Raw genomic sequence first — 17,816 nt, forward strand, 5'->3', positions numbered from 1 at the left:
GCTCACGGAATCGTCAACACCTGACCCACGCGCAGGATGTCGCTGTCGAGGCCATTGGCCTGCTTCAGCGCCTGCATGCTGATACCGTGCCCCGCCGCCACCTGCGACAGGGTATCGCCGGCGCGCACGCGATACTCGTTGCTGGCACTGCCACGGCCCTGGTCGCGCTGCCACGCCAGCAGGCTGGCGGGCGGCGGATGCTGACGGAAGTGCGCCACGATCCCGGCATAGATCGCCTGGGCGAGCTCGGCCTGATGCCGCGGCGAACGCAGCTCCGCCTCCTCCTTGGGGTTGGAGATGAAGCCGGTCTCCACCAGCAGCGAGGGAATGTCCGGCGACTTCAGCACCACGAAACCGGCCTGCTCCACCTTGGACTTGTGCAACTTGTTGATCCGCCCCAGCTTGTCGAGCACCTGGCCGCCGGTGGCCAGCGAGTCGTTCATGGTCGCGGTCATGGTCAGGTCGAGCAGCACGCCGCGCAGCACCTCGTCCTTGTCGTCGAGGCTGAGATTGCCGTCGACACCACCGATCAGGTCCGACTGGTTCTCGCTCGCCGCCAGCCAGCGCGCCGTCTCGGAGGTCGCCCCGCCCTGGGAGAGCGCATACACCGAGCTGCCCGAGGGCTGCCGGCTGCGCACCGCATCGGCGTGGATCGAGACGAAGAAGTCCGCCTTCTGCTGACGCGCCAGCAGGGTGCGCTGGCGCAGGCCGACATAGTAGTCACCGTCGCGGGTCATGAAGGCCTTGAACCCCGGGGTCTGATCGAAGCGCTGCTTCAGCTTGCGCGCGATGCCCAGCACCACATCCTTCTCGCGCGTGCCGTGGGGGCCGGTCGCCCCCGGGTCCTCGCCGCCGTGCCCCGGGTCGACGGCGATGATGATGTCGCGCTTGGGATGCGGCTGCGCCTCCACCGTGGCGGCGACCGCATCGGCCTGCTCCGGCTTGCCTTCGGCCACGGCTTCCTTCTGCGCCCGCTGCGCGGCGATCTCCTGATCGCGGATCATCGCCTCGATCGGATCGATGGGATCGGCCACGGCACTGGCGCCGGGATAGTCGAGATCGACCACCAGACGATCGCTGTACTGCTCGTTGGGCGGCAGGGTGAAGCTCTTGGGCACCACCGCCCGATTGACGTCGAGCACCACGCGCAGCCCGCCGCTCTCGCGCACGCCGGTACGCACCTTGTCGATGGCGCTGGCGTCAAGATCGAGCTTGTCGATGTCGACATCGAGCTTGGTGCTGTCGAGATCGATCACCACCCGGCGCGGATTATCCAGGGTGAAGACATTGGCGCGTGCCGGCCCCGAGAGATCGAACACCAGGCGCACATGGTCCGGGGCCGACCACAGGCGCAGGTTGTTGACCGTGGCCGCCTGCGCCGCGGTCGTCAGCACCAGGCAGCAGAGTGCCACCAGCGCCAGCGCCACACTGGCGAACCGGCGCCGCCAGGCTCCGCCGATGAGGCTCTGTCCGGCCCCGGCACGCGGCCCGCGCGCTGCCATGTCCCTGTGTGCCACGTCTGTCAGCATGCATCTTCCTTGTCGCTCAACGCTGCCGGCAGCGAGGCCAGCACGTCACGTCCATGTTGGGTGTGTGCCACCGCGGCGATCCGGCGGCCCGCCTCGGCCAGGCTCAGGTGCAGCTCGAGATCGGGACGCGGCAGCCATCCTGCGCCGCGGCTGGGCCACTCGATCACGCTGAGGACGCTATCGTCCAGCATGTCGCGCGCGCCCATGAACTCGAGCTCTTCGGGATCGCCGAGGCGGTAGAGATCGAAATGGTAGACACGGTAACGGCCCAGATCGTAGGGCTCGACCAGCGTATAGGTGGGGCTCTTGACCGCTCCCGCGTGACCATAAGCGCGCAGAATGCCCCGCGTCAGCGTGGTCTTGCCGGCGCCCAGCTCACCGATCAGATGGATCTGGCCGCGCCCGGCGAGGGCGTGTCCCAGGGTTTCGCCGAAGGCCACCTGGGCGGCTTCGTCTTGCAGTAGGATCGGCATGATTGCACTAGCTTCATCAAAGGTCGGCCTGTATGACAGATCGGCCTCAAGTCAAAAAGCAGCCGCTGCCCCTATAACGGCACCGGCGCGGCCACGACGGATCGGCGGCAGCGTGGCCGTCACGGCTCGCGCTACCGGCCGTCAGGGGTTGGCCAAGCGTCGCGCATAGGATGCCAGATCGCTCGCCAGCAGACCACGCTGACCGCCGTCGGCGGCCGCCGCGTCCGCGGCCAGGGCATGGATCAGCACCCCCAGCCGCGCCGCTCGGGCGGGGTCACCGAGCTGACCCAGCAGGCCGGCGACGATTCCGGTCAGGGCATCGCCCATTCCGCCACTGGCCATTCCCGGGTTGCCGTAGGGGCACAGGTCGAGTCTTTCGCCGTCATAGATCAGCGTACCGGGACCCTTGAGCACCACGCAGCCGCCCCAGCGCTGTTGCAGCGCGATCACCGCACCACGCCGATCACGCTGCACCGCCGCCGTGGTCCAGCCGAGCAGTCGCCCGGCCTCGCCAGGATGCGGCGTCAGCACCCAGTCGTCACGCCGGGTCTCTGCCGCGTGGCTGGCAAGCAGATTGAGACCATCGGCATCGACCACGCAGGGCTTGCCGACGGCCAGTACCTGCTGCAGCGCGGCCTGTCCCCAGGCGCCGGTACCGATACCCGGCCCCACCGCGAGCACATCGGCGGCCGTCACCAGCGAGGCGAGATCGGCGCCACCGCGCACGCCGTGGGCCATGATCTCGGGAAAGCGGGTGAGACTCGCCGCCACGTGGGCGGCATCGGTCGCCAGGCTCACCTTGCCGGCACCGACCCGCGCCACCATTTCGCTGGTCATCAGCGCCGCCCCGCCCATGCCCGGCGCGCCCGCGACCACCAGCACGTGGCCCTGGGTGCCCTTGTGGGCGCTGGGCCGACGCCGCGGCAGGGATGCCGCCAGCTGCTGCGCATCCTGACGCCACCCCATCGGGACCAGATCGGTGAAGGCGCTTGCCTCGACCCCCAGGTCGGCCAGGGTCAGCTCCCCCACATGATCCAGCGCGGCGCCGGTATGCAGGCCGAGCTTGTCGGCGATGAAGGTGAGCGTGAGCGTGGCGTGCACTGCCGCCGCCTCGACGTGGCCGCTGTCGACATCGACCCCGGAGGGGACGTCCAGCGCCATCACCGGCTTGCCGGCGGCGTTGAGCTGCGCGATCGCCGTGGCGACGTCGCCGCGAGGTGCCCCGTGGGCCCCGGTCCCGAGCATCGCATCGACCATGATCTCGCCATCCAGGGTCAGCTCGTCGGCCCAGCCGAGCGCCTCGATCCCGGCTTCCGCGGCGAGCTCGAAGGCCCGCCTTGCATCGCCTTCGAGCCTCTCCGGCGGGGTGAGCGCGATCAGCTCCACGGCAACACCATCGGCGGCGGCCAGCGCCGCCAGCACATAACCGTCACCGCCGTTGTTGCCCCCGCCGCACAGCACGCACAACCGCCGCACTTCGGGCCAACGCGCCCGCAGCAGCGCATAGGCCGCCTCGCCCGCCTGGCGCATCAGCCAGAACCCCTCCCCTGCCGCGGCAATCACGCGGCGGTCCATCTCGCGTACCTGGGCCGCGAGGTAGAGCGGCCTCGCCTCGATCTGTGTCTGCATGTCGACTCCTGATGGGGGCCGTGGCCTGCCGTTGATCTCCAATCTGGTGTAGGGTAGCGCACCCGAGCACCGCTCGCGGCCCGAGCCCACCCGAGACGAGCAGGAAGACGCATGAGCGAGCAGCGCCCGTGCTCCGCGCGCACCCCGTCCGCCGAGATCGACCCCGCCGCCCTCGCCACCCAGATCAAGCAGTGGGGGCGCGAACTCGGTTTCCAGGCAGTGGGGATCACCGATACCGATCTCGCCACCCATGAGCGCTATCTGGCGCGCTGGCTAGAGGCCGGACACCACGGCGAGATGGCCTACATGGCCAAGCACGGTACCAAGCGCACCCGACCCGCCGAACTGGTCCCCGGCACCCTGCGGGTGATCAGCGCGCGCATGGACTATCTACCGCCGGAGGTTGAGACCACCCGCGTGCTGGGCCAGCCGCAGCGGGCCTATATCTCGCGCTACGCCCTCGGCCGCGACTATCACAAGCTGATCCGCAAGCGCCTCGACCAGCTGGCGCGGCTGATCGAGGCGGCGGTGGGACCCTTCGGCTATCGCGCCTTCGTCGACTCGGCCCCGGTGATGGAGCGCGCCCTGGCGCAGAAGGCCGGCATTGGCTGGTTCGGCAAGAACGCCATGCTGCTCGACCCCAAGGCCGGCTCGCTGTTCTTCCTCGGCGAGCTCTACACCGACCTGCCGCTACCGGTCGATGCGCCCTTCGAACGCGAGCACTGCGGCTCCTGCTCGAGCTGCCAGACCGCCTGCCCCACCGACGCCATCGTCGAGGACAAGGTGATCGATGCACGGCGCTGCATCTCGTATCTGACCATCGAACTGCATGGCGCCATTCCCGTCGAGTACCGCCGCGCCATGGGCAATCGCGTCTACGGCTGCGACGACTGCCAGCTGTTCTGCCCCTTCACCCGCTTCACCCGTGCCAGCCACGAGCCCGACTTCGCTCCGCGCCACGACCTCGATCGTGCCGAGCTGGTGACGCTGTTCGCCTGGAGCGAGACGGAGTTTCTCAAACGCACAGAAGGCAGTCCGATCCGACGGATCGGCTACGAACGCTGGCTACGCAATCTCGCCGTGGGACTGGGCAACGCGCCCTGGAGCGAGCGTGTCGAAAGCGCCCTGCGCGCACGGCTGGCCTACCCCTCGGATCTGGTGCGCGAGCACGTGCGCTGGGCGCTCGAGGAGCAACGCCACAAGCGTCAGACGCGGATCGCAAGCGCCTAGGTTTTGTACGAAAACTACCTGCGCTCGGCAATACGGCGTTAAAAATCGGCTGGATCGCCAGCCCGGTCCGTTTTCGCCGATTTTTGCCTTGGCTACGCGCCCCGGTCTGGCCTTCGCTCGCTGACTTTTCGTACAAACCCTTGTGTCTCTCCGGGCCTGTTGATTAGCTCCGGCGCTGGCTCACTCGGCCAGCTTGAGGAAGGTCTCGCGATAGTGCTTGAGCTCGGCCAGGGATTCGCGGATGTCATCCAGCGCCTGGTGGGTATTGCGCTTGCTGAAACCGCTGGCCGCGGCCGGATTCCAGCGCTTGGCCAGCTCCTTGAGCGTCGACACGTCGAGATTGCGGTAGTGGAAGAAGTCGTTGAGCGCCGGCATCTCGCGCTCGAGGAAACGGCGATCCTGATGGATGCTGTTGCCACACACCGGCGAGGTGCCCGGCGCCACATAGCGGCGAAGGAAGTCAAGGGTACGCTGCTCTGCCTCGGTGGTGTCGATCTCGCTGCGCTTCACCCGCTCGATCAGCCCGGAGTCGCCATGGGTCTTCTGATTCCAGGCATCCATGCCGTCGAGCAGTGCCTCGGGCTGGTGCACGGCGAGTACCGGGCCCTCGGCGATCAGTTCGAGGTCGCCATCGGTGATCAGCGTCGCCACCTCGATGATGCGCTCGCGGTTGGGATCGAGCCCGGTCATCTCGAGATCGATCCAGACCAGCAGATCGCTACGGGGGGAGGCTTCGGGGGTCGCCGACATGACTATCTCCAGTGGGGTACCGCCCTGGTGCCGACCGAGATGGGCGGACACGACGGATAGGGATGGCTACAATGCCGACCATTGTAAGCCCGCGCCGCCCGAGCGGCCATGACCCAAGGACCGACGCCACCGATGAGCCGACGCAAACTGACCCGCCAGCAACGCTGGCGCGTAGAGAAGGTCCAGGCCGAACGCGCCGCCCGCGTCGATCGCCGCGCGGCGCGCGATGAGCGCGCCCTCGAGGGCGGCGAATACGGCCCCGAACGCCCGGGCCGCGTGGCTGCCCACTTCGGCCGTACCCTGGAGGTCGAGGCAGTTGAAGGCGAGCAGACCTCGCGTCACCGCTGCCATCTGCGCGCCAACCTCGAAGGGCTGGTCACCGGTGACCGCGTGATATGGCGCGAGGCCCAGGACGGCAGTGGCGTAGTGGTCGCCCGCGGCGAACGGATCAGCGTGCTCGAGCGCCCCGACGCCCAGGGCCAGCTGCGCCCGGTGGCCGCCAACATCGATCAGATCCTGGTGGTGATCGCCGCCGAGCCCACGCCCTACGCCAACCTGGTCGACCGCTATCTGGTCGCCGCGGAGAGCACCGGCATCGCCCCGGTACTGGTGCTCAACAAGAGCGACCTGCTGCCGCCCAAGGCGGGCCCGGTGCGCGCGCTGCTGGCACGCTATGTCGACCTCGGCTACCCGCTGATCGAAGCCTCGGCCAAGCGCGATCACGGCCTGGCTGCCCTGCACGCCCGTCTCAAGGGACGCACGTCGGTCTTCGTCGGCCAGAGCGGCGTGGGCAAGTCATCGTTGATCGACCGCCTGCTGCCGGACGAGACCCTGCGCATCGGCGCCCTCTCGGAAGAGACCCGCAAGGGCAAGCACACCACCACCACCGCACGCCTCTACCCGCTGCCGGAGGATGGCGAGAGCGGCCGGCCACGCGAAGGCGACCTGATCGACTCGCCGGGCATCCGCGAATTCGGCCTCTGGCACCTCGACGAACGCGAGCTGGCCGAGGGCTTCATCGAGTTCCGCCCGCTGCTCGGCCGCTGCCGCTTCCGGGACTGCCGGCATCGCGAGGAGCCGGGCTGTGCGCTGCTCGGCGCCGTCGAGCGCGGCGAGATCCACCCCGAGCGCTTCGCCAGCTTTCAGCGTATCCGCGACGACATCGCCGCGGCCCGATGATGGGGTTGTCGATGCGTCCTTCGAACCGCTTGTTAACTTAACCAAGCGGGATCGAGCGCAGGCAGTCTGGATCAGCCCTCGAACAGCATCAGAATCGAGAGCAGGAACAGCACCCACATCGCCGGACGCACTTCGCGCGCTTTACCCACGCCGACCTTGACCACCACATAGGTGAGGAAGCCGAACACCACCCCGTGGGTGATCGAGTAGGTGAGCGGAATCAGCATCATCGCCACGAACGCCGGGATGGCATCGTCATACTGCTGCCAGTCGATGGTGCGGATCGGCGAGAGCATGAACACCCCGACCATGATCAGCGCTGGCGCAGTGGCGATCGCCGGCACCAGCGCCAGCAGTGGCGACAGGAACAGAAACGGCAGGAACAGCAGGCCGGAGACCACCGCAACCAGCCCCGAGCGACCACCCTGGCTGATACCGGCGGCGGACTCGACGTAGGCGTTGGCGGGGCTGGTACCCAGCGGCGCCGAGATCAGCGCGGAGAAGGCGTCGACCATCATCGAGCGGCGGATATTGCGCGGCTCGCCCTTCTCGTCGAGCAGATTGCCCGCCTGACACACGCCGATAAAGGTCGACATGGCGTCGAAGAAGGTGGTGAACAGGATGACGAAGATGAACGGCCAGTAGGCCACCGCCAGCGCGCCACCGAAGTCGACCTGCCCCAGCGCGCTGAAATCGGGCCAGGCGAAGATCCCCTGGAAGTTGACCAGCGTCGGGGTGGCGATCGCCTCGGGGAAGTAGGCGCTGCCGTCGCCCCACAGGCGCCCGATCGGTACCGCCGCTAGCGTGGTGAAGACGATGCCCAGGATCAGCGCGCCCTGGATGCGTCGTGCCACCAGCACCGCGGTCACGCCGAGACCGATCAGAAAGGTCACCAGCGCCGGCGTCATCTCACCCAGGCCGACCACGGTGGCCGGGTTGGAGACCAGCAGCCGCGCATTGACCAGCCCGATCACGGTGATGAAGAGCCCGATACCGCAGGCGATGGCATGGCGCAGTGTCGCCGGAATGGCGTCGACCACGTAGCGACGCACGTTGAACAGCGCCAGCACCGCGAACAGCACCCCCGACCAGAACACGCAGCCCAGGGCGGTCTGCCACGGGATGCCCGCCCCCATCACCATGGTGTAGGTGAACAGCGCGTTGATCCCCATCCCCGGTGCCACCAGGATCGGGTTGCGCGCGTAGAGGCCCATCATCACGCTGCCGAAGAAGCTGATCAGCACGGTGGCGGTCAGCGCCCCGGCGAAAGGCACGCCGGCGGCGGAGAGAATCGAAGGGTTGACCACGATGATGTACATCGCCGCCAGGAAGGTGGCCACGCCTGCCAGCACCTCGGTCTTGAAGCTGGTCCCCAGCGAGCGCAGAGAGAAGTATTTGTCGAGCACGCAGCAATCTCCTGGCAGAGTCGATTATTGTTGGCACGCGAACATATCGCGCTTGACAACTTGTATACAAAAAGCAGGGGCTTGGAAAGCCGTGAAGGGCTCGGGCGGGGGCCGAGCGGGGCGCAGTATATCGAATCCACCGCACGGCGCCATCCGCCGACCGCCAGCCGCTATGCCAGATTCCGACGGCTATGCCAGATTCCGACGGCTATGCCATGATGAAGGCATCCCGGCGTACCGATCGCCCCTCGACCCAGGCGCCGCTCTGCCAGAGCCAGGCGCCCTCTCAGCCAGGAGCCCCCATGAGCTCGGAACAACCGCAGCTACCGCTGATTCTGGAACCGGATACCCTCGCTGCTCACCTCGACGACCCGCATCTGCTGATCGTCGACGTGCCGCTCAAGGCCGAGAGCTATCGCGACGGCCACGTACCCGGCGCCTGCTTCCTCGATTATCGCCAACTGCTCGCCGGCAGCGGAGAGGTGCCCAATGACGTGCCCTCCCCCACGGCGCTCAGCGAGCTCTTCTCGGCGCTGGGGCTGACCCCGGAAACCCACGTGGTGGCCTACGACGACGAGGGCGGCGGCTGGGCCGGGCGCCTGCTGTGGACCCTGGAGCTGATCGGCCACGCCCGCTACTCCTATCTCAACGGCGGCATTCACGCCTGGCGCGCCGACGGCCATCCGCTGGAGACCACGCCCAACACCCCGACACCCAGCGATTACCAGGCGGAGTATCTCAACCCCAGGGTACAGATTCGCCGCGAGGAGCTGCTCGAACGCCTGGGTTCCCGCGACCTGGCGATCTGGGACGCCCGCTCCGACGCCGAGTATCGCGGCCTCAAGGGGGACAACCGCAAGCTCGGCCACCTGCCGGGGGCGGTCAATTTCGACTGGCTGGAGGTCATGGACAGCCAGCGCGACCTGCGCCTGCGCGACTACGCCGAACTGGTGGCGGAGCTCGAGGCGCGCGGCATCACCCCGGACAAGGAGATCGTCACCCACTGCCAGAGCCATCACCGTAGCGGGCTGACCTGGCTCGCCGCGCGCGCACTGGGCTACGACAAGGTGCGCGCCTATCCGGGGTCGTGGAAGGAGTGGGGTAATCGGGACGATACCCCCGTGGAGCATTAGACACTGTCCGACCGGTACGGCGCCGGTCGTCCTTCGCGCAGCAGCCGGGGGTCATATGCCGCCTCGGCCGCTGCCGCCGTGCGGTCGCCGCCACGGGCTATTGCGCCCGCGCGGTACGGCCGCTACCTTGTGCGCCTTTCCGACTCGAGGGGCAGTCATACCGTGGATCGCCAGGAACTCTTCGCCAACATTCAGTATCCGCTGCCCCAGCACGCGCTCTCGCGCCTGATCGGCAAGCTCGCCGAGAGCCGCGTCGGCTGGATCAAGGATCCCTTCATCCGCCACTTCATCAAGCACTACGGTGTCGACATGAGCCAGGCGCGCGAGCCCGATCCCGGTGCCTACGCCTGCTTCAACGACTTCTTCACCCGCGCACTCAAGCCCGATGCCCGCCCCCTAGGCGAGGGTCTGATCTCGCCCGCCGACGGCACCCTCTCTCGCTTCGGCCGCATCAACCACGGCACGCTGATCCAGGCCAAGGGGAAGAACTACTCGCTCAATGCCCTGCTCGGCGGCGACAGCGCCCGCGCGGCGCCGTTTCGTCAGGGCAGCTTCGCCACCGTCTACCTGTCGCCCAAGGACTATCACCGCGTGCACATGCCGCTCACCGGCACCCTGCGCGAGATGACCTATGTGCCGGGCCGGCTGTTCTCGGTCAACCAGGCGACCGCCAATCACGTTCCGGGGCTATTCGCACGCAACGAGCGTCTGGTCTGCGTGTTCGATACCGAGCGCGGCCCGCTGGCGATGGTGCTGGTCGGGGCGATGATCGTCGCCGCCATCGAGACCGTGTGGGCGGGCCAGATCACGCCGCTCAGCGGACGCGTCCAGACCACGTCTTTCGACACCCCGGTGGTGATCGAGAAAGGCGCAGAGATGGGCCGCTTCAAGCTCGGCTCCACGGTGGTGATGTGCCTCGGGCGCGAGGCCGAATTCCACGACTTCGATCCCACCGGCACCCCGATCCGCATGGGCCAGAGCCTCGGCGCCTGATGCCAAGCGCCTAGCCCAAGACGACGAACGCCGCGGTCGGCCGACCGCGGCGTTCGTCAATGCTAGTTCGTCTTCAATGCTATCTGCGCCTTTGTCGCGCCCCCGCCTCCCGCTCGCGTTACCGGCTCAGCTCGCACCTTCGGGCAAATAGGGGCCGAGCACCCGCATCACCACGGTCTCGACGAACTCACGGTCGATCTCGCTGAACGATACCGAGAGCCGATAGTAGATCGCCCCATAGATCAGATCCATGCTCAGCCCGGGATCGATATCGGCAGTCAGCTCGCCACGTACCACGGCGTGCTCGATCGCCTCACGCCCCATCTGCCGGCGCGGGCCGATCCAGCGCTCGACGAAGGCGCGGCTGAGCTCGGGGTCCGACTGGGCCGCCCCCAACAGATGCTGCAGCAGGCGTCCGTAGGGGCCGTTGAGCACCTCGGAGAGCCCGGCCACACTACGTCGGAAGTTGGCCACGATAGGCAGGCTGTCGTCATAGGCGATGGTTGGGCCGATGACGTCGAGGAACGCATCCATGAGGATCGCGCCCGCATTGGGCCAGCGCCGATAGATGGTCGACTTGGCGACCCCGGAAACACTGGCGATACGCTCGATGGTGGCGTAGGGCAACCCGCCCTCCAGCGCCAGCTCGAGCGCGGCGCGCGTCACCTTGGCCGAGGCCGCGGCACTGCGCGGTCGCCCGGGGCGAACAGGGGTATCGACTGACGATGTAGAAGTGGACATAGGAAACATCCTTGTCAAAAACAGCTCCTGAGAAATACGATACTATCTGATACGCAGCGACTCGTATCAATTTTCGGTCAGGAATTGTAAAACATTACCATGAATCGGTGTACGCCAACCTTACCGAAGCGGCACTCTACACTAGGTGTCGGCTCTTTCCATCTTTCGCCGCCGAGCGGCCGGAGGCCCCAGTGACATACTACGACAGCGTCATTGTCGGCGCCGGCCCTGCCGGGCTCGCCGCCGCCAGCCGCCTTTCGCATCGCGGGCTGCGCGTGCTGCTGCTCGACCAGGGTCATGCGATCGATCGCCGTGACCGCCACGCCGAGGCCGAGCTGACCCAGGGCCACGGCGGCGCCGGCCTCTACTCCGACGGCAAGTTCTCGTTCTACCCCTCCGCCACCGAGCTGTGGCGGTTACCGTATCGGGCGCCGCTGCGCCAGGCCTACGCCTGGACCCGCGAACTGCTCGCGGCCCACGGCATGACGACCCCGCCGTTTCCCGACCGCGCCGATGTCTATACGCCGTGCCACAACGCCTGGTCGCTCAAGCACTACCCCTCCTACTACCTGCCGCTCGAGCAGCGCGAGGCGATGATCGCCAACCTGGTCGACTCACTCGATGTCGAGATCGTCAGCGACACCCAGGTGATCAGCCAGCGCTACGACGAGGACGAGGCGCGCCACCACCTCCAACTGCGCGCCGCTGACGGCACGTCGAGCGCGCTCACCGCGACCACTCTGGTGTGGGCCGCAGGGCGCTTCGGACCGCTGGCGCTGGGCGACGGCATCCGCACGCGCTTCCGCCGGCTGGAAGTGGGCTTCCGAATCGAGCAGCCCAGCGAGCGCGCCTTCTTCCAGGACTTCGCCGATCTCGACCCCAAGCTGACCCTGCACGCCGCCGACAAGACGACCGAGTGGCGCACCTTCTGCGCCTGTCGCCACGGGCGCACCGTGCTGACGCAGACCCAGGGGCTGTGGACGGTCTCCGGACACTCGGACGGCCCGCCCACCGAGCGCTCCAACGTCGGCTTCAACACGCGGATTCTCGACGAGTCGCTGGCACGCGAGACCATCGCCGCGCTGACCCGCACGCTGGGCCGCGCGGACACGCATTTCGACCTCCCGCTCAGCGCCTGGCTCGCCGACGACCACGACGCCACGGCGGCCATGGAGCGGGTCTATGGGGCGCCGCTGGCACAGGCGATGCAGCGCGGGCTGCGTCAGCTGGTCGACAACTTCCCCCAGCTCGAGGCGGAGAGCACGCGCCTGATCGGCCCCACCCTGGAAGGTGTCGGCTGGTATCCGGAGGTCGATGAGAGCCTGCGTCTCGGCGACCGCCCCACCTGGGTGGTGGGAGACGCCTGCGGGCTGTTCCGCGGCATCGTCGCGGCCTTCGTCAGCGGCCACTACGCCGCCAGCGCCGTGGCCGAGGCGCTGACCCAGCCAGCCCGACTCCAGGAGCGCGCCTGATGCCAGCCCCCCGGTCACGCGTGGGCGTCGGCCTGATACTCACCCGCGGTGATGGCAAGCTCCTGCTGGGCTACCGCGTCAAGGCGGGGGAAACGCCCTGCTGGTGCATGCCCGGCGGCCATGTCGAACCGAACGAGACCTTCGCTGACGCGGCACGGCGGGAGCTGCACGAGGAGACCGGCATCCTCACCGACGCGACGATCGAGATCGGCGCCTTCCTGCATCAGCTGAACCCCGAGTGCACGGCCATCACCGTCGCTGCACGGCTCCAGCTGGCAGATCCGCCCACCCCAAGGGTCACCGAACCCGAGGTGTTCGCGCAGTGGCGCTGGTTCCCCCAAGATGACCTGCCCCAACCGCTGTTCCCCGCCAGCGCGGCGCTGTTGGCACAGGCCGCGGGCCAGCCACTACCGGATGGCTGGCACGCCTATCCGCTGGCGACTGGCTGACCCGGCTCGCTGCCGACCCTGACGGCAGCGAGCCCACCATCTCGGCCGCACCCGGCCGCCTCACCATCGCACCGCCTGTTGCACCCATCGGGGAGTGCCGCTACCGTATTTCGCCCCCTTGCCCGGTCATCGAGCGCATCGTGGAGCGCCAGCAGCGCATCGCCAGGCCAACCGCTGACGCAGCCTGCGATCCTGCGACCGATCGGCGGGGCTAAGCGTGCCGGCGGACGAGGTGCGCTCACGTGACGGGCGTCTCGCACAGCGCGTCTCGATGCAGGCCAAGCGGCCAGACCTCTGCGCTGGGTGGCGATAACGTCCTTCTTTCTCATTCCGTTCGACCTGCGGGGCTCCGACGATGGCACTAGAGATTTCGCGAAACGTCTCGATTCCCGACAACGAGATCGAACTCATCGCCGTCCGCGCCCAGGGCGCTGGTGGCCAGAACGTCAACAAGGTCTCCTCGGCGATTCATCTGCGCTTCGACATCCGCGCTTCCAGCCTGCACCCCGGGTTCAAGGAGAAACTGCTGGCCCTGAGTGACAAACGCATCACCCGCGACGGCATCGTCGTGATCAAGTCGCAGGAGCACCGCACTCAGGAGCTCAACCGGGAAGCGGCACTCGTCCGGCTGAAACAGCTGATCAAACCCGTGCTCTACGGCGACAAGCCGCGGCAGGCCACCAAGCCGAGCCGCAGCGCCAAACGCAAGCGCGTCGATCAGAAGACGAAACATGGCCAGAAGAAACGCCTGCGCGGGCGTATCGACGACTGAGACTCGGTCTGCCTCGCCGCACCGCATCGGTAGCCTTGCCATCGAAGCCGCCACTGGCGGCGTGGTGGCAACGCAATCGCCGGTCAGCAGCGTGGCGTCGGGAACGCCATGACTTCGGCCAGGGACGCCTTGCCCAGCGCCAGCTGAACCAGGCGGTCGATACCCAGCGCCACGCCGCTGCCCGCGGGCATGCCGTGCACCAGGGCGGCGACGAGCCGGCGGTCGACAGCGACAGCCGATTTGTACAGCGCCGCACGTTGACGATTGTCATCGTCGAACCGAGAGGCCTGCTCCTGGGCATCGGTCAGCTCGTCATAGCCGTTGGCGAGTTCGAGGCCCTGCAAATAGATCTCGAAGCGAGATGCCACCTCGTCGCCCTCCTCGTCGATCCGCTTGCGCGCCAGCGCCGCCTGGCTGGCGGGATAGTCGACCACCACATCGATGCCATCACGCCCCAGCGTCGGCTCGATGACCAGACTCATCAGCAGGTCGAGACAGCCGTCGCGATCACTGTCGGCCATATCGAGCCCGCCGCGCTCGCCCGCCACACGCTGCAGCTCGGCCAGTGGCGTGGTGAAGGGATCGAGCGCCAATGCATCACGAAACAGATCGCGATAGCGCCGCCGCCGTGCCGGACCGACCGCCGGTATCAGCGTGCGGATCAGCGACTCGCACTCGCTGATCAGCGCTGCCAGCGAAAAGCCCGGGCGGTACCACTCGAGCATGGTGAACTCGATATTGTGCCGACGCCCCACTTCACCATCGCGGAAGCTGCGGGCGAGCTGGAAGATCGGGCCGCTGCCCGCCGCCAGCAGGCGCTTCATGTGGAACTCCGGCGAGGTCTGCAGCCATAGCGTCTCGCGCCCGGCGGAGGTGGTCGCGCTGAGCGAGAGCGAATCGAGGTGCGGGTCGGTACTGCCGGCGTGACCGAGGATCGGGGTCTCCACCTCGAGCACGTCGCGGGCGGCGAAGAAAGCACGCACCGCCGCCAGCAGCCGCGCCCGCTGGCACAGCGTCTCGATCGTCGCCGAAGGTTGCCAGTCATCTGACCGGGGCATCGTCGTCACGTGTGATAGACCTGGCTGCGGCCACCGTCGATCAGGATATCGGTGGCATTGATGAAACGCGCCTCATCGCTGGCGAGGAACAGGGCCGTGTTGGCCACCTCCTCCGCCTCGCCGATACGCTGACACGGCAGCAGCGCAATCTGGCGCTGACGCTCGGCCGCGTCGAGGCCATCCAGCCACGCCTGGGCCGATGGGGTACGAATCAACCCCGGCGAGATCGAGTTGAAGCGCAGCCCGCGGGCGGCGTACTCGATCCCGAGCGCGCGGGTCAGCCCGATCAGGCCATGCTTGGCCACCGGATAGGGAAAGGCACCGGGAATGATCTTGTGGCCATGCACAGAAGCGATATTGACCACGTGGCCATAGCCGTTTGCCAGCATCTCCGGCAGCAGCGCCTGGATCACATGCCAGGCCCCCTCCAGATTGATCGCCAGGCAGCGCCGCCAGCTCGCCTCGTCGGTCGCCAGCGGATCGCTGAACACGTTGACCCCGGCGGCATTGACCACCAGCTGCAGCGCCCCCAGCGCCGCCCCGGCCTCGGCCACAGCGCGGGTGACGCTGTCGGCCTCGGCGACATCGGCCTCGACGCCCACCACCCGGCGGCCGCTCTCCTGCTCGATGCACTCGCGCGCCTGCGCCAGGGCGTACGGGGCGCGGTCGAGCAACGCCAGGTCGGCGCCCTCGGCGGCAAAGCGCCGCGCCGTGGCCAGGCCGATCCCGCTGGCCGCGCCGGTGATCAGGGCGGTTCGCCCTGCCAGTCTGCCCATCCCGATCTCCTCCGGTGGCGCCGCGGCGCTAGACGGCGCGAGCACGCAGTCAATTCGACCCCGCCGGCCGCGGCCGGCGGGAGAACGCAAAAGGCCACGCCGAAGCGTGGCCAACCTGGCTGAGACCCGACCTGCACCCGCGCGACTTCGAAGCCGGCACGACGCCAGCCTCAGGCGCGGGAGACGTACTCGCCGGTGCGGGTATCGATCTTGAGCACTTCACCCTGGTTGATGAACAGCGGCACGCGCACCGTGGCACCAGAGGAGAGCTTGGCCGGCTTGGAGCCGCCCTGGGCGGTGTCACCCTTGAGGCCCGGATCGGTCTCGACCACTTCGAGCTCGAGGAAGTTGGGCGGGCTGACGGCGATGGCGTTGTCGTTCCACAGGGTGACGGTGTAGACCGCCTGCTCCTTGAGCCACTTCTCGACGTCGCCGATCGCCTTGCGGTCCACCGCGTACTGCTCGAACGAGCCGTCGGTCTTCATGAAGTGCCACATGTCACCGTCGGTGTAGAGGTACTCCATGTCGAGATCCATGACGTCGGCGCCCTCGAGCGACTCGCCCGACTTGAAGGTCCGCTCCCAGACCCGACCGGTGATCAGGTTGCGCAGCTTGACGCGGTTGAACGCCTGTCCCTTGCCGGGTTTGACGAATTCGTTCTCGAGAATGTTACACGGGTCGCCATCCAGCATGACTTTCAGGCCGCCCTTGAATTCGTTGGTAGAATAGTTCGCCATGTTTCCTCACTAATGAACGATCGCGGGGCGTCCGCGACGAGAATTCCGTAACAGCGCTGCCAGGGCGCGTTCTAACTCAGGTGGTCCGCATGATAACCCGAACCCCGATCGCCGTGCATCGTGAAGCCGAACCGCGCGCGCCTGCCGCGTGGCAGCGTCAGCTGCAAGAGGTGATTCGCGACCCGCTGGTGCTGTGCCAGCGCCTCGGCCTCGACCCGGCGCTGCTGCCCGGCGCCAGCGCGGGCCATGCGCTGTTCCCGGTGCGGGTGCCCGAAGCCTACCTGGCGCGTATCCGCCACGCCGATCCTGACGACCCGCTGCTGCGTCAGGTATTGCCGCTGGCGGCGGAGCAGGAGGCGGTCGGCGGCTTCGTCGCCGACCCGCTGGTCGAACGCGAACACACCCCGCGACCCGGCCTGATCCACAAATACGCCGGGCGGGTACTGCTGATCGCCAGCCCGACCTGCGCGATCAACTGCCGCTACTGCTTCCGGCGCCACTTCCCCTACGCCGAGCACGCCCCCTCGATGCGCGAGTGGGATGCCAGCCTCGACTATCTGCGCGAGGATGCCTCGATCCGCGAGGTGATCCTCTCCGGCGGCGACCCACTGGCGTCACCGGACCGACGCCTCGCCGAACTGGTCGCCCGGCTGGAGACGATCCCCCACCTCCAGCGCCTGCGTATCCACACTCGTCTGCCGGTGGTGATTCCCGACCGGGTCGATGCCGCCCTGCTCGACTGGCTCGGCGGCACACGCCTGCAGAAGGTGATGGTGCTGCACATCAATCACGCCCAGGAGATCGACACCGCGGTGGTCGACGCCTGCCGGCGCCTGGCGGCGGCCGGCGTCACCCTGCTCAACCAGAGCGTACTGCTGCGTGGCGTCAACGATCAGGTGGATACCCTGGCCGAGCTGTCGGAACGGCTGTTCGCCGCCGGTGTGCTGCCCTACTACCTGCACGTGCTCGACCCGGTCAGCGGCGCGGCCCACTTCGATGTCGACGACAACAGCGCGCGGGCAATGGTGGCATCGCTGCGCCAACGCCTACCGGGCTTTCTGATGCCGCGGCTGGTGCGCGAAATTCCCGGGGAGCAGAGCAAGACCCCGCTATAAGGACGAGGACGTGTGCCTCGGCGCGGCGCGCCAGTCACGCCAGCCGCGCAGGGTGAGATAGGCCAGCGGCCCGGCCGAGCCGAAGCAGAAGGTGATGACGTAGAACACCAGCAGATAGGCCAGCCCGTGCCCCCGGCGCCGGGCATCGAAGAACATCCACACCGCCAGCATCAGCAGCGCCAGATAGACGTCGAACACCACCAGTGCGGTGGTGGGCCGGCGCATCAGCTCGCTGGCGAAAGCCCCCAGGCTCTGGTCGCTGGTCGCGATGGCATAGACGGTGTAGGCCGAAAAGGCGATCAGTGCCGTCAGCGGCACCCAGAAACGCAGCATCTCTCATCTCCCCGCTTGCGGGCCCGGCGGCCGTTATCGCA

At 67.7% G+C, this 17,816-nt stretch carries 18 protein-coding genes; 8 read left to right on the plus strand and 10 right to left on the minus strand.

The genetic code is table 11. The features are described from left to right. Nucleotides 1-2 precede the first annotated feature (2 nt). From DOM66_RS06445 to DOM66_RS06455, 3 genes are all read right to left on the minus strand, one after another. Entirely contained in the window at nt 3-1,529 is a 1,527-nt protein-coding gene (locus DOM66_RS06445) for an N-acetylmuramoyl-L-alanine amidase (RefSeq protein ID WP_245392367.1), read from the minus strand. After that, nucleotides 1,523-2,002, minus strand: coding sequence for a tRNA (adenosine(37)-N6)-threonylcarbamoyltransferase complex ATPase subunit type 1 TsaE (tsaE, locus tag DOM66_RS06450; protein ID WP_110674388.1), 480 nt, complete (start codon nt 2,000-2,002; stop codon nt 1,523-1,525). The genes DOM66_RS06445 and tsaE overlap by 7 nt, the downstream gene beginning before the upstream one ends. Nucleotides 2,003-2,143: 141 nt before the next feature. Continuing rightward, nucleotides 2,144-3,631: an NAD(P)H-hydrate dehydratase gene (locus DOM66_RS06455; protein ID WP_110689577.1), complete on the minus strand. Its 1,488-nt coding sequence runs from the start codon at nt 3,629-3,631 to the stop codon at nt 2,144-2,146. 111 nt (nt 3,632-3,742) lie between these two features. Here DOM66_RS06455 and queG point away from each other — a divergent pair, with 111 nt between their 5' ends. Next, on the plus strand, nt 3,743-4,861 hold the full coding sequence (gene queG, locus DOM66_RS06460) for a tRNA epoxyqueuosine(34) reductase QueG (RefSeq protein ID WP_110674386.1): 1,119 nt from the start codon (nt 3,743-3,745) through the stop codon (nt 4,859-4,861). Between the two features lie 180 nt (nt 4,862-5,041). Here queG and orn read toward each other — a convergent pair whose 3' ends face one another. Further along, entirely contained in the window at nt 5,042-5,611 is a 570-nt protein-coding gene (gene orn / locus DOM66_RS06465; RefSeq protein ID WP_110689578.1) for an oligoribonuclease, read from the minus strand. A gap of 132 nt (nt 5,612-5,743) precedes the next feature. On the opposite strand from orn, the gene rsgA reads away from it, so the two are divergent. After that, on the plus strand, nt 5,744-6,790 hold the full coding sequence (gene rsgA / locus DOM66_RS06470; RefSeq protein WP_110674384.1) for a small ribosomal subunit biogenesis GTPase RsgA: 1,047 nt from the start codon (nt 5,744-5,746) through the stop codon (nt 6,788-6,790). A gap of 71 nt (nt 6,791-6,861) precedes the next feature. On the opposite strand, the gene DOM66_RS06475 is transcribed toward rsgA, so the two are convergent. Continuing rightward, nucleotides 6,862-8,196, minus strand: a complete 1,335-nt coding sequence (locus DOM66_RS06475) for an NCS2 family permease (protein WP_110674383.1) — start codon at nt 8,194-8,196, stop codon at nt 6,862-6,864. Between the two features lie 302 nt (nt 8,197-8,498). Between DOM66_RS06475 and DOM66_RS06480 the strand changes: the two genes are divergently transcribed. Both DOM66_RS06480 and asd read left to right on the plus strand, forming a co-directional pair. Beyond that, entirely contained in the window at nt 8,499-9,329 is an 831-nt protein-coding gene (locus tag DOM66_RS06480) for a sulfurtransferase (RefSeq protein WP_110689579.1), read from the plus strand. 162 nt (nt 9,330-9,491) lie between these two features. Beyond that, a complete protein-coding gene (gene asd / locus DOM66_RS06485) occupies nt 9,492-10,322 on the plus strand; it encodes an archaetidylserine decarboxylase (RefSeq protein WP_110689580.1) in 831 nt (276 codons plus the stop codon). A gap of 126 nt (nt 10,323-10,448) precedes the next feature. On the opposite strand, the gene DOM66_RS06490 is transcribed toward asd, so the two are convergent. Beyond that, nucleotides 10,449-11,063 carry a TetR/AcrR family transcriptional regulator gene (locus tag DOM66_RS06490; RefSeq protein WP_188115146.1) on the minus strand — a complete coding sequence of 205 codons (615 nt, stop codon included), beginning with the start codon at nt 11,061-11,063 and terminating at the stop codon, nt 10,449-10,451. Nucleotides 11,064-11,254: 191 nt separating this feature from the next. On the opposite strand from DOM66_RS06490, the gene DOM66_RS06495 reads away from it, so the two are divergent. From DOM66_RS06495 to arfB, 3 genes are all read left to right on the plus strand, one after another. Then, complete coding sequence (locus tag DOM66_RS06495) at nt 11,255-12,535, plus strand: NAD(P)-binding protein (protein ID WP_157959005.1); 1,281 nt, start codon at nt 11,255-11,257, stop codon at nt 12,533-12,535. Then, nucleotides 12,535-12,984: a nucleotide triphosphate diphosphatase NUDT15 gene (locus DOM66_RS06500; protein WP_110689583.1), complete on the plus strand. Its 450-nt coding sequence runs from the start codon at nt 12,535-12,537 to the stop codon at nt 12,982-12,984. Before DOM66_RS06495 ends, DOM66_RS06500 begins: the two co-directional genes overlap by 1 nt. A gap of 355 nt (nt 12,985-13,339) precedes the next feature. After that, on the plus strand, nt 13,340-13,756 hold the full coding sequence (gene arfB / locus DOM66_RS06505) for an alternative ribosome rescue aminoacyl-tRNA hydrolase ArfB (protein WP_110674377.1): 417 nt from the start codon (nt 13,340-13,342) through the stop codon (nt 13,754-13,756). Between the two features lie 83 nt (nt 13,757-13,839). Here arfB and epmA read toward each other — a convergent pair whose 3' ends face one another. The 3 genes from epmA to efp form a co-directional block, all read right to left on the minus strand. Further along, the gene (gene epmA, locus DOM66_RS06510; protein WP_110689584.1) at nt 13,840-14,814 is read right to left on the minus strand and encodes an EF-P lysine aminoacylase EpmA; all 975 of its coding nucleotides are present in this window, start codon (nt 14,812-14,814) and stop codon (nt 13,840-13,842) included. A gap of 5 nt (nt 14,815-14,819) precedes the next feature. Continuing rightward, nucleotides 14,820-15,590, minus strand: coding sequence for an SDR family oxidoreductase (locus DOM66_RS06515; RefSeq protein ID WP_110674375.1), 771 nt, complete (start codon nt 15,588-15,590; stop codon nt 14,820-14,822). Between the two features lie 170 nt (nt 15,591-15,760). Beyond that, nucleotides 15,761-16,327, minus strand: coding sequence for an elongation factor P (efp, locus tag DOM66_RS06520; protein ID WP_110674374.1), 567 nt, complete (start codon nt 16,325-16,327; stop codon nt 15,761-15,763). Between the two features lie 89 nt (nt 16,328-16,416). Between efp and epmB the strand changes: the two genes are divergently transcribed. After that, nucleotides 16,417-17,442 (plus strand): EF-P beta-lysylation protein EpmB, encoded by a 1,026-nt coding sequence (gene epmB / locus DOM66_RS06525; RefSeq protein ID WP_110689585.1) that lies wholly within the window; start codon nt 16,417-16,419, stop codon nt 17,440-17,442. Here epmB and DOM66_RS06530 read toward each other — a convergent pair. Then, complete coding sequence (locus tag DOM66_RS06530; RefSeq protein WP_110689586.1) at nt 17,437-17,775, minus strand: DUF2834 domain-containing protein; 339 nt, start codon at nt 17,773-17,775, stop codon at nt 17,437-17,439. The genes epmB and DOM66_RS06530 overlap by 6 nt on opposite strands. Nucleotides 17,776-17,816 lie beyond the last annotated feature (41 nt).

It is taken from the genome of Salinicola endophyticus (assembly GCF_003206575.1).
Lineage (GTDB): Bacteria > Pseudomonadota > Gammaproteobacteria > Pseudomonadales > Halomonadaceae > Salinicola > Salinicola endophyticus.

Bases quoted from the DNA above. Each gene is read 5' to 3' on its own strand.
- DOM66_RS06445 (WP_245392367.1), bottom strand. From the start codon at position 1,529: ATGCTGACAGACGTGGCACACAGGGACATGGCAGCGCGCGGGCCGCGT.
- tsaE (WP_110674388.1), bottom strand. From the start codon at position 2,002: ATGCCGATCCTACTGCAAGACGAAGCCGCCCAGGTGGCCTTCGGCGAA.
- DOM66_RS06455 (WP_110689577.1), bottom strand. From the start codon at position 3,631: ATGCAGACACAGATCGAGGCGAGGCCGCTCTACCTCGCGGCCCAGGTA.
- queG (WP_110674386.1), top strand. From the start codon at position 3,743: ATGAGCGAGCAGCGCCCGTGCTCCGCGCGCACCCCGTCCGCCGAGATC.
- orn (WP_110689578.1), bottom strand. From the start codon at position 5,611: ATGTCGGCGACCCCCGAAGCCTCCCCCCGTAGCGATCTGCTGGTCTGG.
- rsgA (WP_110674384.1), top strand. From the start codon at position 5,744: ATGAGCCGACGCAAACTGACCCGCCAGCAACGCTGGCGCGTAGAGAAG.
- DOM66_RS06480 (WP_110689579.1), top strand. From the start codon at position 8,499: ATGAGCTCGGAACAACCGCAGCTACCGCTGATTCTGGAACCGGATACC.
- DOM66_RS06490 (WP_188115146.1), bottom strand. From the start codon at position 11,063: ATGTCCACTTCTACATCGTCAGTCGATACCCCTGTTCGCCCCGGGCGA.
- DOM66_RS06500 (WP_110689583.1), top strand. From the start codon at position 12,535: ATGCCAGCCCCCCGGTCACGCGTGGGCGTCGGCCTGATACTCACCCGC.
- arfB (WP_110674377.1), top strand. From the start codon at position 13,340: ATGGCACTAGAGATTTCGCGAAACGTCTCGATTCCCGACAACGAGATC.
- epmA (WP_110689584.1), bottom strand. From the start codon at position 14,814: ATGCCCCGGTCAGATGACTGGCAACCTTCGGCGACGATCGAGACGCTG.
- DOM66_RS06515 (WP_110674375.1), bottom strand. From the start codon at position 15,590: ATGGGCAGACTGGCAGGGCGAACCGCCCTGATCACCGGCGCGGCCAGC.
- efp (WP_110674374.1), bottom strand. From the start codon at position 16,327: ATGGCGAACTATTCTACCAACGAATTCAAGGGCGGCCTGAAAGTCATG.
- epmB (WP_110689585.1), top strand. From the start codon at position 16,417: ATGATAACCCGAACCCCGATCGCCGTGCATCGTGAAGCCGAACCGCGC.
- DOM66_RS06530 (WP_110689586.1), bottom strand. From the start codon at position 17,775: ATGCTGCGTTTCTGGGTGCCGCTGACGGCACTGATCGCCTTTTCGGCC.